The organism is Paenarthrobacter sp. CM16 (assembly GCF_013179505.1).
In the GTDB taxonomy this organism is placed as follows: Bacteria; Actinomycetota; Actinomycetes; order Actinomycetales; family Micrococcaceae; genus Arthrobacter.
The window spans coordinates 1-12,165 of the sequence record NZ_JABMCX010000146.1; the positions used below are offsets into that span (position 1 = coordinate 1).

Here is a 12,165-nt window from a genome sequence, read left to right on the forward strand (position 1 = left end):
GCGCCGGCCATGAGCTGGTCCAGGACGGACAGGGTGTCGCGGACGGAACCCCCGCCTGCGCGGATGACAAGCGACAGCACGCCGGGAGCGACGGGAACGTTCTCCTGCCGGCAGAGGAGCTCGAGGTACTGCATCAGCGGCTCCGGCGGCACCAACCGGAAGGGGTAGTGGTGCGTGCGGGACCGGATGGTGCCGATGACCTTGTCCGGCTCCGTGGTGGCAAAGATGAACTTGATGTGTTCCGGCGGCTCTTCGACGATCTTCAGGAGCGCATTGAAGCCGGCCGACGTGACCATGTGGGCCTCGTCGATGATGAAGATCTTGTAGCGGTCGCGGACAGGGGCGAAGGTTGCGCGTTCGCGGAGATCGCGGGCGTCGTCAACGCCACCGTGGCTGGCCGCGTCAATCTCGATGACATCCAGGGAGCCGGAGCCACCGCGGGCAAGCTCGATGCAGCTGGGGCATTTGCCGCAGGGAGTGTCGGTGGGGCCCTCGGCGCAGTTCAGGCAGCGTGCCAGGATGCGGGCGGACGTGGTCTTGCCACAACCGCGGGGGCCGGAGAAGAGGTAGGCGTGGTTCACACGGTTCTTGCGGAGCGCCGTCATCAGCGGCTCCGTGACGTGTTCCTGCCCGATAACGTCCGCGAAAGAGTCCGGGCGATACCTTCGATACAGGGCAGTTGTAACAGTCACAAGTGAAACCTACCTATAGAGACTGACATTTAAATAAGTGACCCCTCATGCACCCGCCAGAGCCCATCTACCCTTGCTACCTTCCGGTCCTGGGGGAGTTCAACAGGATGACGCCACATGAGGGGCCGTCGACAAGCTTACCCGAACTTGGGTTGGGGTTCGAATCGGCCCGGAGGTCTGTGGATAAGGCTCGACGGCGGGTGGCTTGGTTGCGCCGAATCACCGCCAGCCATTCACCGGCCACGTCATGAAAGCCGGCTCCTCGTAAGGGTGCGCGGCCCGCAGAGCCCGCACAACGGCGTCGAGCTTGTCCTCCTCAACCACGCACTCAACCCGGGTTTCGGGCACCTGCTCCTCAATCCCCACGTGCCCAACAGTGGGATGCGCTCCGGGCAGCGGCGTGAAGCGGCCCGTGCCCGGCGAGGTGAAAGCGCAGTGCGAGTAGTCGCCGATTCGTCCGGCGCCGGCGTCGCCAATGGCCAGAAGTACCTCTTCGATATGTGTCTCGGGAACGTAAACAACCAGGGTATGCAACTGCGTCATGGAGACATCGTGTCAATAAAGTTCGGCTACAAACAGGTCTCAACCATTGCAAAAGCCGGGGCCGCAGCGGACCATGGGTATGTACACCGATTGGGGCAATCTCAAGATTGTGAGCTGCGGGGCCTGGGAGCGAGGGGCCGGACCCGGTAGCTCAACGATGTACCGCAAGAATGGGCGCGTTGGGGGCGTCCATTTTTCCGTTAACGGGCTGGATTCGGAGGCTTTCCACGGGTGGCTCTTCGGCCCGATTACACGATGCTGAAATTCTCAGGTACAGTAGTATCTGCTTTCGAATCGGAAGCAAGGAGAATTCGCCTAGCGGCCTATGGCGCACGCCTGGAACGCGTGTTGGGTTAACGCCCTCGGGGGTTCAAATCCCCCATTCTCCGCGGTTGGCCCCAGTCCTTGGACTGGGGCCTTTTGCGTTCCCGGAAGCTATCCGGCATCTGCCTGCTGCTCGGCATCCTGCTGTTGTGCAGCCGCCACCCGTTCCAGTACTTCGCGGCAGGCTGCGGTGGCGGGGTGGATACGGCCGGCTGTCCTGGTGGACGTGAAGACGGTCCGTTTCGGCAGGCTCGGAAGATCCAGCAGTTGGACGGTCAGGTTGCGGCCGGTCCAGACAAGGTCCGGCATGAGTGCCACGGCGTTGCCGGATTCGATGAGCCGGATCTGTGCCTGGAGGTCGGCAGTTTCGTAGCGCACGTCCGGTTCGAAGCCCGCAGACCGGCAGGCTTGCTCAGCCCAGTGCCGCGAAGCTGCGCCGCGGGGTTCCATGACCCACGGCATCGAGGCGGTGTCGGCAAGGGAGGATACGGTTTCGCCCCCCAGCCCAACCGGGGGAGTGGCCAGTCGGATGGCGTCGCTGGTGAGGATAACGCGGTCCAGCCCGCTGTGGTGCGGGGCGGCATGGCCGGGGTATTGCTCGGCCACCACCAGGTCGAAGTCCCGAGCCCACGTTTCGTAGAGTGCGGTTTCGGGTTCGCGCTGGGTCATCTCCACCCGCACTTCGGGATACTCCTGGCGCATGATGGTGAGGAAGTCGGGCAGGAGGGCCAATGCTGCGGACTGGAAGACGGCCAAGCGGACGGTGCCGGTGACCATGGACAGTGATGCTGCCAGTTCGGTTTCGGCTCGTTCCAATGTTTCCAGCAGCGCCGCTGTGTGTGCCACGAGGATCTCTGCCTGCGGAGTCAGTTGCACGCGGCGTCCCGCCTTGCGCAGCAGTTCCACCCCTGCTTCCTTTTCCAGCAGGGTCAGCTGCTGGGACACCGAAGAGGGGCTGTACTGCATGGCATCGGCCACTTCCGCGAGGGTTCCGCGGATCTTCAATTCGTGCAGCAAACGCAGCCTGCGGACGTCCAGCACGGCGGCCTCCAAAAGATCGGGATGGGTAATCAATATTCGTCAGAAAAGATCGCTTTTCCTAACGTGATTGTAGATCCATACTGATGGAAACGAACAAACTTCTCCGTCCCAAAAGGAGCCCCCATGACCAGCACCATCCCGGATGCCACCGCCCCGAGCACCCAGGATTCCGGCCAGTTCGATGCCTTGGCGCAAGAAGCCATCGCCTTGGTCCGGCACTGGCTGACAGAAGCCGGCAAGATCCCCGTGGACGTCTCCGCCCAACGCCTCGCCGGCGTCTTGAAGGACCCCAACGGCCTGGACTTCACTGTCGGATTCGTCGACGGCGTCATCCGCCCGGAGGACCTGTCGGTCGCCGGCCGTAAACTGGCCGAGCTGGCCCCCAAGGTGCCCAAGTTCCTCCCGTGGTACATGCGCAGCGCAGTCCGCGTGGGTGGTGTCATGGCTCCGATCATCCCGCAAGTGGTCATCCCGATCGCCCGCCGGGTGCTCCGCGAAATGGTGGGCCACCTGATCGTGGACGCCACCGATGCCAAGCTTGGCCCCGCCATCGCCAAGATCCGCCAGGACGGTGTTCACCTGAACGTCAACCTCCTCGGCGAAGCAGTCCTTGGCGAGCACGAAGCACAGCGCCGCTTGGAGGGCACCCTGAAGCTCCTTGCCCGCGATGACGTGGACTACGTTTCCATCAAGGAATCCTCCACCGTGGCCCCGCACTCCCCATGGGCCTTCGACGAAGCCGTGGACCACGTGGTGGAGAAGCTCACCCCCTTGTACCGCCTTGCTGCCTCCTTCCCCAAGCCCAAGTTCATCAACCTGGACATGGAGGAATACAAGGACCTCAGCATGACCATCGCGGTGTTCAAGCGCATCCTGGACATGCCCGAGTTCAAGAACCTCGAGGCCGGCATCGTCCTCCAGGCGTACCTTCCGGACGCCCTCGGCGCCATGCAGGAACTTCAGGAATGGGCTGCGGCCCGCCGCGCCCAGGGCGGCGCTCCCATCAAGGTCCGCGTGGTCAAGGGAGCCAACCTTCCCATGGAGCAGGTGGAAGCATCCCTGCACGACTGGCCACTGGCTACCTGGGGCACCAAGCAGGACTCCGACACCAGCTACAAGAACGTCATCAATTACGCCCTCACCCCGGAGCGCATCGACGCCGTCCGCATCGGCGTAGCGGGCCACAACCTGTTCGACGTCGCGTTCGCCTGGCTTCTTGCCAAGCAGCGTGGCATTGCCCAGCAGGGACCGAAAGCCATTGAGTTCGAGATGCTCCTGGGCATGGCGACCGGCCAGGCCACGGCAGTCCGCAAGGACGTAGGCAGCCTCCTGCTCTACACACCCGTGGTGCACCCGGGCGAGTTCGACGTCGCCATCGCCTACCTGATCCGCCGCCTCGAAGAAGGCGCCAGCCAGGAAAACTTCATGAGCGCAGTCTTCGAGCTGAGCGAAAATGAAGCCCTGTTCAAGCGCGAGCAGAAGCGCTTCCTGGACTCCCTGGCCGGAATGACGGACGAGGTCCCAGGCCCCAACCGCCAGCAGGACCGCCGTCTCCCGGCAGAGCCCGCGCCGCTTGAGGGCTTCGGCAACACCCCGGACACCGACCCCGCCCTCCCTGCCAACCGGGCATGGGGCCGCGACATCCTCAGCCGCATCCCCGGCTCCACCGCCGGCAACAAGATCGTCGAATCCACCAAGGTCTCCGACGCCGCCGAACTGGACCGCATCATCGCCACCGCCGTGGACCATGGCAAGGCCTGGGGCGCCCGTCCGGCCGCCGAGCGCGCAGCCATCCTGCACCGCGCCGGCGAAGTCCTCGAAGCCCGCCGCGCCGAGCTCCTGGAGGTCATGGCCTCCGAAACCGGCAAGACCATTGATCAGGGCGACCCCGAAGTCAGTGAAGCAATCGACTTCGCGCACTACTACGCCGAGCGCGCCAAGGACCTGGAAACGGTCGACGGCGCCACGTTCGTCCCAGCCAACCTCACCGTGGTGACACCCCCATGGAACTTCCCGGTGGCGATCCCCGCAGGCTCGACGCTTGCAGCGCTCGCCTCAGGCTCCGCCGTCGTGATCAAGCCTGCTAAGCAGGCCCGCCGCTCCGGTTCGGTCATGGTGGATGCGCTCTGGGAAGCCGGCGTGCCGCGCGAAGTGCTGGCACTGGTGCAGCTTGAAGAGCGCGAGCTCGGCACCCAGCTGGTCTCACACCCCAGCGTTGACCGCGTGATCCTCACCGGCGGCTACGAAACCGCGGAGCTGTTCCGTTCCTTCCGCCAGGACCTGCCGCTACTGGCAGAGACGTCAGGCAAGAACGCCATCATCGTCACCCCCAGCGCTGACCTGGACCTTGCTGCCAAAGACGTCGTGTACTCGGCGTTCGGTCACGCCGGCCAGAAGTGCTCGGCTGCCTCGCTGGTGATCCTGGTGGGCTCGGTTGCCAAGAGCGCCCGCTTCCACAACCAGCTGATCGACGCCGCACGGTCCCTCACCGTTGGTTACCCGGAGGACGCCACCACGCAGATGGGGCCGATCATCGAACCGGCCAACGGCAAGCTCCTGAACGCCCTCACCACCCTGGGCGACGGCGAGACCTGGGCCATCAAGCCCGAGCGCCTCGACGACACCGGCCGCCTGTGGTCCCCGGGCATCCGCTCCGGCGTCAAGCGTGGCTCCTACTTCCACCTCACCGAGTTCTTCGGCCCGGTCCTGGGTGTCATGACCGCCGAGACCCTCGAGGAAGCCATCGCCATCCAGAACGAGATCGAGTACGGCCTCACCGCCGGCCTGCACTCCCTGGACTCCGCTGAAATGGGCGTCTGGCTGGACACCATCCAGGCCGGAAACCTCTACGTCAACCGCGGCATCACCGGTGCGATCGTCCAGCGCCAGCCGTTTGGCGGCTGGAAGAAGTCGGCCGTTGGTGCCGGAACCAAGGCCGGTGGACCGAACTACCTGATCGGCCTGGGCAGCTGGCTCCCCGCCGAAGCCAAGGCAAAGCGTGGCACCGTCCTCCAAGGTGCTGCTGCGCAGATACTCGCTGCGGCAAAGTCCGCCGACGTGTCCGCTGAGGAACTCCAGACCCTGCAGCAGTCACTCTTCAGCGATGCCGCCGCCTGGGAATTCGAGTTCGGGACCCGCAAGGACGTCTCCGCTTTGTCCGCAGAGCGCAACGTCTTCCGCTACCGCTCCCTCCCTGTCACCATCCGACTTTCCGAAGGTGAGCGTCTCGCGGAACTGCTCCGTGTTGTGGCAGCCGGCGCAGTGGCGGGCTCGAAGCTAACGGTGAGCTCCGCCGTCGTACTTCCCGACGCCGTGGTGGCCGTGTTCGCGAACCTGGGCGTCAGCGTCCGGATCGAGGACGACGCCGCGTGGCTGGCCCGTGCGGCCAACTTCGACGCCGGCCGGATCCGCTTGATCGGTGGCGACTTCGCCGCGCTGAGCGCAGCCATGGGTGGACGACCTGACGTGGCTGTCTACCACGGCGCCGTGACCCAGGCCGGCCGGATCGAGATGCTGCCGTTCCTCCGCGAGCAGGCTGTGTCCATCACCGCCCACCGCTTCGGCACCCCGAACCACCTCTCTGATCACCTGATCTAGTGAGTCCCGCCGAGGGGTGAGCTCTCGGCAGTAAGTGCGCGTGAAAAGGTTGAGAGCTAACCCCTCGGCGACGTCCACACCACGTGGGTTGACGCCGAGGGGTTAGCTTTCGGCTTTAAGGGGTGAGCTCCGGGGTTTAGGGGTTCTGCCGAGGGGTGAGTTCCCGGCAGTAAGTGGGCTTGAAAAGGTTGAGAGCTAACCCCTCGGCGGAGGTGGGGGAGAAGCGATAGGTGCCTAAGGGTTGAGAGCTGACCCCTCGGCGGAGGTGGGGGAGAGCGAAAGGCACCTCAAGCCTCGGCGTAACCCAGTCTTTGCAACCTTCGGCGGGCAGCTTGCTCGCTTGGTCCATGGGAGCCCAAGGCAAACCGGACCATGCCCAGCACGGCCCTGGCAGCGGTGACGACCGGCAAGGGAACGGGCCCGACCCGCGGGGCGCGTAGGCCGAGCAAGTCACGATACTTGGGCTCCAGGCTTGCGACGGCGGCCGCGAACAGGATGCGGTAGCCAGGCGCCAGCAAGGGGCTCAGGGGCGGATTCCGGATGAAGGAAACCGTCTCGACCAGGCGTTCGTCGGCCCGCAAGACCCCTGAGGCGTACCACTGCTCCAGTTCGTCACGGACCTGGGCTTCGGTCAGCGGTGGATCCTGAACTCCCATCAGCCGTCCCGCCGCGGCCCATTCCCCGACGTAGGCGTCTGCACCCCCGGGGATAGGCCGGCCCCAGATGCGGTTGGCGGTAAGGAAGGAGTCCGCGTAGGTGACGTGGACCCAGCGGAGAAGCTCGGGATCGTTGGCTGCGTAATCGTGCTCCACGCCGTTGCCGTCAAGGTAGGTTCCCCGGACGCGTTCGTGGATTTTCCGGACCCGGGCGGTCGCGGCTTCGGCAGCTTCTGTGGAGCCGTAGGTCACGGTGAAGATCCAGCGGACGGTGTTGGCGAGCCGGCCCAAGGGGTCTTTCTGGAATCCGGAGTGCTCGTACACGCCAGCCAGCGCACCGGGATGCAGGGCCTGCATCAGCAGCACCCTGATCCCGGCCACGATGGTGGCAACGTGCCCGTGCACCGCCCAGACGGCCGACCCCGGAAGGTGATATCCGGCGTCGTTCCCGTCTGCAAGGCGCGGCACCCACTCCGGAGGCGTGCCCGACGTTCCCGTGAAGGTGCGCTGCAGTTCATGCCTGTACTCGGTGAGGTAGTTCCTCATGCATCCCATTCGACCTCCATTTGGCGGAGGTGTACAGGGGCACTATCTGTACGCCTCCGACAAATTTAGGAACGCACGCGCCGGCGGCTTGGGGCCGCTGCCACCAGCAGGGCGGCGATCGCGACGGCGGCACTCAGGATGAGCCCCGGCCGGTACTGTTCCAGCATGGCTTGGGCGCTGACGGTTCCGGCGGTTTGGCCGTGACCGCTGACCAGTGCCGTGGTGACCGCCAAGACCAAGGCGGCTCCCACCTGGGTGCTGGTCTGGATCAGGCCGGCCGCCAATCCCTGCTCCGAATCCTTGATCCCTGCGGTGGCTTGGACGTTGATCGATGGGAAGGCCAGCGCAAACCCGACGCCCAGCAGGATCACCGACGGCAGGATGTCGAGTACGTAGTTGGGCGTAGTGCCGACGCGGAGGAACAGGACGTAGCCCAACCCCATGGCGGTGAGGCCTGCCAGGATCAGCTGCGTGGCGCCGAACTTCTCTATGAGCCTGTCGGCGAACGGCGCGCTGCTGGCCACCAACAGGCCGGCCGGCAGCAAGGCCAGCGCCATCCCCAGGGGAGTCCAGCCGAGCACTGACTGCAGGTACATGGTGACGATGAACTGGAAGCTCAGGTAGGAGCCGAACAATCCCACCGCACTGAGGTTGGCCCGTGCCACCCAGCCTTCCTTGAGGATGCTGAAGCGGATCAGCGGGTGCTTGACCTTGTTCTCGATCACCGCGAAGGCAGCCAGCACTGCAACGGAAACTGCGAATCCGGCGATTGTTGCCACAGATCCCCAGCCCTGCTCCGGTGCTGAAACCAAGGTGTAGACGAGGCCAAGCATGCCCAGCGCCAGGGTCACGGCGCCCCAGACATCGTGGCCGCTGTCCTCAACGGACGGCTTGTCCTTGGGAATGAACTTCATGCCCAGGAGGACAACCACCACCGCGATCGGCACCGAGACCAGGAACGTCCAGCGCCAACTGAGGCTGGTCATGAGACCACCCACCACCAAGCCCAGCGAGAACCCACTGGCGCCGAACGTGGTGAAGATGGACAGCGCCTTGTTGCGCTCGCGTCCCTCCGCGAAGTTGGTGGTGATGATGGAGAAGCCGGTGGGGGCGGTGAAAGCGGCGGCGAGTCCTTTAATGAACCGGGTGGCGATCAGGATGGCGGGGTCGTCCACCAAGCCGCCCAGCAGCGATGCCGCGGCGAAAACGGTCAAAGCGATAAGGAAGATACGACGACGGCCCAACAGGTCCGCGAGTCGGCCGCCCAGGAGCAACAGGCTTCCGTAGCCGAGAACGTAGGCGGAGACGATCCACTGCAGGGAATCGGTTCCAAGGTTGAGTTCCTGTCCGATGGACGGCAACGCAACGCCAACCATGGAAACGTCCAGTCCGTCGAGGGCCAGGACGGTGCAGACGACCATCAGCAGCAACCACTGGGCGCGGGTCCAGTGAACGGCTGAAACCAAAGGCGGCTCAGTTGAGGATTTGAGGGTGGTGGGTGATGTCATGCGCTTCAATCTATATGACACGTCATTCAATGACAAGGACTACGATGACATGTCATTGAATGACGAAGAATCTTATGACGTGGATTCAAATCGCGTCATGAACTAGAATCAGGGACATGGCAACGACGCGTGACCGTCAACTGGTTGAGCAGTGGCGCAGCATCCAGAACTCCTACTTCCGCACCGCAGGAGCGATCGACCGCGCGCTGGAAGCCAAGTTCGACATTGGCCTCAATGAGTTCGAAATCCTGGACCTCGTGGCCGAAAGCGAAGAATCCGCGTGCCGCATGAAGGCACTGGGGGAGCGCACCCCCATGACGCAGAGCGCCGTTTCCAAGGTGGTTGACCGACTGGAAAAGGCAGGACTGGTGTCGCGCCAAACCTGCGTTGATGACCGCCGCTCGCTGTTCCTGGAACTGACTGACGCCGGCCGCGCACTCCACTCAACGGCCGCCGTCGAGCACCGCGCGCTACTGAAGGAAAACCTGGGCTGATCCCTGCTATATGAGTGAGCGGAGGATGTTCCAGCCCGTTCCGATGGTTTCGGAGGTGGGAACGAATCCGGAATACTTCAGCAGTTCCCCGTCCGGGTTGATGGCAATGGTGTCGTTTCGGGTCATTCCTGGTGGGATCCGGCACACGAGGTCAGGTATGGAACCGACCCGGTCCCTTGGGTCCTAACCTAGCTCAAGACATCTTGAGCCAAAACTGATGGAACCTTTCCGTGGCAAGCATCCGGGAAGCCTTTATTTCTTCTCTGATACCGGCAACAATGGTGCTTGCACGCCAGGCTGGGGTTTGGTGCCGCTGGCTTTTGGGGAGTGTTTTGTGGGCAAGCATCATGATTCAGACCGGGTAGTAGACCTGATCCGTGCCGAAGGTTTCCGTCGCGTTCTCATCGCGGGAAGCCTCGCAGTCCTTGCCTTCTTCGCTTTTGGCTTCCAACCGCTCAATGCCGTTCCCTCCGGCATGGTTGATAACTCCTTGGCGCACGGAGTCGTAGCGCCCACGGCTTTGGGTACCTTGGTGCCGCCGGAGGCCGAGACCCTGGTCATCGATCCCATGCCCGAACCGCCGGAACAACTTCCCGGCACCCCCATGGTCTTCTTCGATCGCGCCATGGTCCGAACCGTCAGTAAAGATGGCTCCACCGGCCTCACGGTAGCTTCCGCCGGGCTGTCCCGGCCGCCAACCGGCGCCCTGTATGCACCCCTTGAGGTCCTGAACCTGAGCTCAAACTACGGCTACCGCTACAGCCCGTTGACGGGCTTGGCCGGGGAGTTCCACTGGGGCCAGGATTATGCTGCGGCCTGCGGAACGCGCGTTTACGCAGCCGACGCCGGTGTGGTCAGGGCCGTCGGCTGGCACCTGTGGGGTGGCGGAAACCGGGTGGAAATCGAACACGGCAACGGCCTGGTCACCACCTATAACCACCTGCAGGCCATCGGCGTGACCAAGGGCCAGTCCGTCCGCGTTGGCGAGGTCATTGCCCAGGTTGGCACCACCGGCTGGTCCACCGGTTGCCACCTCCACTTCGAGACAATCGTCAACGGCCTGCACACCAACCCCAACGGCTGGACCTACTTGCCTATGCGGCAGATCGATCCGCTGCAGAACATCTCCATGGTCAACTACCAGCCCGGTGTTGGGACAGGGACGTCCGCGGCTCCGGTCTGGGCCGTCCCGGTAGCCGACGGCACCAACCGCGCCGTCATCGGCGGAGAGCACGAAGAACCCGAGCCATTGCCGGTGGTGGTTCCGCCTACCACCACGACGCCGGGCACCACGACGCCGCCGGTTACGCAGACGCCGGGCACCACGACTCCGCCTGCCACCACCACGCCGCCGGGCAACACCACGCCGCCGGTTACGCAGACGCCGGCTCCAACGCAGAGTCCGACGGCGACCGCCTCACCGTCCGTGACGGCAACGCCGACTCCAACCCCGACGCAGACTGCTACGCCTACTCCTACACAGACTGCTTCACCCACGGCCACGCCTACGCAGACCGCTACCCCGACTCCCACGCCTTCTCCGACCACTTCGGCCCCGGCTGCGACTACCACCGTCACTTCACCAGTAGCGAAGACCGTGGCACCGCCGGTGACATCGGACGCGCCGACTCCTACCGTCGTCGTGCCTCCTGCGGCACCGGCTCCGGCGGCTCCAGCGCCGGCTGCTCCCGCTCCTGTGGCACCAGCGCCGGCTGCACCCGCTCCCGCAGTGGTTCCGGCTCCTGCAGTGGTGGCGCCGGCTCCGGTCGCTCCAGCCGTGACGCAGGCCGTGGCGCCTGCTACCGCTCCCGTGGCACCAGTGGCTCCCGTTCCGGCTCCAACGCCCGTTGCTGTCCTGCCGTCAACCCCACCGGCGGTGGTTCTTCCGCCTGGATACGTCCTGGTGGCACCGGACAAGGTCCGGCTGCCCAACGGAACGGTGGTTCTGCTCTCCACCCTGGTCCTGCCGCCGACGCCCTAGAGGCTCCTGCGTTTCGCGCCCCAAAGCAGGCTCCCGTAAGCTCGATGGCGGCAAGCCCGCCAGCCGACGACGTCAGGAAGCGAATCCCATGACCAGCCTGTACAGCATTCCCCTCACCTTCAACGATGGCTCAGAAGCGGACTTCGGCCGGTTCGAGGGGAAAGCGGTCCTGGTGGTCAACGTCGCTTCCGAATGCGGCTTCACCCGACAGTACGCCGGCCTCGAGGAGCTGTATGGCAAATACCGCGGGCAGGGCCTGGAGATCCTCGGAGTGCCCTGCAACCAGTTCGGCGGCCAGGAACCAGGCGCGGATGCGGAGATCGCGGAGTTCTGCGAGCGGAATTTCGGTGTGACCTTCCCGCTGACCAGCAAAGCAAACGTCCTGGGCAAGGAGCAACATCCACTCTTCGCGGAGTTGACCCAGGATGAGGACGGCCAGCCGGTCAAGGTGAAGTGGAACTTCGAAAAGTTCGTCATAAACCGGGAGGGTGAACTTGTGGCGAGGTTCCCATCCACAGTGGAGCCTGACTCCGAAGACCTTGTGAACGCAGTGGAAAAGGCGCTGGCATAAGGCCATCAATTTGGAAGGGAGGAAAGTAATTTTCCAACATTCCGCCGGATGTTAGCCAGATGTTGGCTGGTTGTCTGGTTGGATTGGCCCTACTGGATTGACACGGGAGGCGCCGTCTCCCACCAAACGCTAAGGCAGCCATGGAGCTCATCGAGGCCGAGTACCCCAAACCAGGTCATGTGCTTTTGCACCTGAGTGATCTGCACCTGGTG

At 64.2% G+C, this 12,165-nt stretch carries 9 protein-coding genes, 1 tRNA gene and 1 other RNA gene; 5 read left to right on the forward strand and 6 right to left on the reverse strand.

Going from position 1 to position 12,165, the window contains the following annotated elements:
• The 3 genes from dnaX to HP499_RS13775 form a co-directional block, all read right to left on the reverse strand.
• The coding region (gene dnaX / locus HP499_RS13765; protein ID WP_172324601.1) for a DNA polymerase III subunit gamma/tau at nucleotides 1-692 on the reverse strand (692 nt) is incomplete at its 3' end.
• A 33-nt stretch (nucleotides 693-725) separates the two neighbouring features.
• An RNA gene (gene ffs, locus HP499_RS13770) (signal recognition particle sRNA small type) lies at nucleotides 726-822 on the reverse strand.
• 89 nt (nucleotides 823-911) lie between these two features.
• Nucleotides 912-1,235, reverse strand: a complete 324-nt coding sequence (locus HP499_RS13775) for a hypothetical protein (RefSeq protein ID WP_172324602.1) — start codon at nucleotides 1,233-1,235, stop codon at nucleotides 912-914.
• Nucleotides 1,236-1,539: 304 nt separating this feature from the next.
• Here HP499_RS13775 and HP499_RS13780 point away from each other — a divergent pair.
• Nucleotides 1,540-1,624: transfer RNA gene (locus tag HP499_RS13780), tRNA-Ser, on the forward strand.
• 46 nt (nucleotides 1,625-1,670) lie between these two features.
• Here the strand turns inward: HP499_RS13780 and HP499_RS13785 are convergent.
• On the reverse strand, nucleotides 1,671-2,600 hold the full coding sequence (locus HP499_RS13785) for a LysR family transcriptional regulator (RefSeq protein WP_026548306.1): 930 nt from the start codon (nucleotides 2,598-2,600) through the stop codon (nucleotides 1,671-1,673).
• Between the two features lie 123 nt (nucleotides 2,601-2,723).
• On the opposite strand from HP499_RS13785, the gene HP499_RS13790 reads away from it, so the two are divergent.
• Nucleotides 2,724-6,197, forward strand: a complete 3,474-nt coding sequence (locus tag HP499_RS13790) for a bifunctional proline dehydrogenase/L-glutamate gamma-semialdehyde dehydrogenase (RefSeq protein WP_172324603.1) — start codon at nucleotides 2,724-2,726, stop codon at nucleotides 6,195-6,197.
• Nucleotides 6,198-6,484: 287 nt separating this feature from the next.
• Here the strand turns inward: HP499_RS13790 and HP499_RS13795 are convergent, their stop codons facing one another.
• Both HP499_RS13795 and HP499_RS13800 read right to left on the reverse strand, forming a co-directional pair.
• Complete coding sequence (locus tag HP499_RS13795; RefSeq protein ID WP_172324604.1) at nucleotides 6,485-7,408, reverse strand: oxygenase MpaB family protein; 924 nt, start codon at nucleotides 7,406-7,408, stop codon at nucleotides 6,485-6,487.
• 56 nt (nucleotides 7,409-7,464) lie between these two features.
• Complete coding sequence (locus HP499_RS13800) at nucleotides 7,465-8,907, reverse strand: MFS transporter (protein WP_172324605.1); 1,443 nt, start codon at nucleotides 8,905-8,907, stop codon at nucleotides 7,465-7,467.
• 116 nt (nucleotides 8,908-9,023) lie between these two features.
• Here HP499_RS13800 and HP499_RS13805 point away from each other — a divergent pair, with 116 nt between their 5' ends.
• The 3 genes from HP499_RS13805 (at nucleotide 9,024) to HP499_RS13815 (ending at nucleotide 11,953) form a co-directional block, all read left to right on the forward strand.
• On the forward strand, nucleotides 9,024-9,401 hold the full coding sequence (locus HP499_RS13805) for a MarR family winged helix-turn-helix transcriptional regulator (protein ID WP_172324606.1): 378 nt from the start codon (nucleotides 9,024-9,026) through the stop codon (nucleotides 9,399-9,401).
• A 217-nt stretch (nucleotides 9,402-9,618) separates the two neighbouring features.
• Nucleotides 9,619-11,382: a M23 family metallopeptidase gene (locus HP499_RS13810; protein WP_216659994.1), complete on the forward strand. Its 1,764-nt coding sequence runs from the start codon at nucleotides 9,619-9,621 to the stop codon at nucleotides 11,380-11,382.
• Between the two features lie 88 nt (nucleotides 11,383-11,470).
• The gene (locus HP499_RS13815; RefSeq protein WP_026548300.1) at nucleotides 11,471-11,953 is read left to right on the forward strand and encodes a glutathione peroxidase; all 483 of its coding nucleotides are present in this window, start codon (nucleotides 11,471-11,473) and stop codon (nucleotides 11,951-11,953) included.
• The last annotated feature ends 212 nt before the right edge of the window (nucleotides 11,954-12,165 follow it).

Excerpts from the sequence above, each read along its gene's own strand:
- HP499_RS13805 (WP_172324606.1), top strand. The coding sequence starts at position 9,024 with ATGGCAACGACGCGTGACCGTCAACTGGTTGAGCAGTGGCGCAGCATC.
- HP499_RS13790 (WP_172324603.1), top strand. The coding sequence starts at position 2,724 with ATGACCAGCACCATCCCGGATGCCACCGCCCCGAGCACCCAGGATTCC.
- HP499_RS13815 (WP_026548300.1), top strand. The coding sequence starts at position 11,471 with ATGACCAGCCTGTACAGCATTCCCCTCACCTTCAACGATGGCTCAGAA.
- HP499_RS13775 (WP_172324602.1), bottom strand. The coding sequence starts at position 1,235 with ATGACGCAGTTGCATACCCTGGTTGTTTACGTTCCCGAGACACATATC.
- HP499_RS13795 (WP_172324604.1), bottom strand. The coding sequence starts at position 7,408 with ATGGGATGCATGAGGAACTACCTCACCGAGTACAGGCATGAACTGCAG.
- HP499_RS13810 (WP_216659994.1), top strand. The coding sequence starts at position 9,619 with ATGGAACCTTTCCGTGGCAAGCATCCGGGAAGCCTTTATTTCTTCTCT.
- HP499_RS13800 (WP_172324605.1), bottom strand. The coding sequence starts at position 8,907 with ATGACATCACCCACCACCCTCAAATCCTCAACTGAGCCGCCTTTGGTT.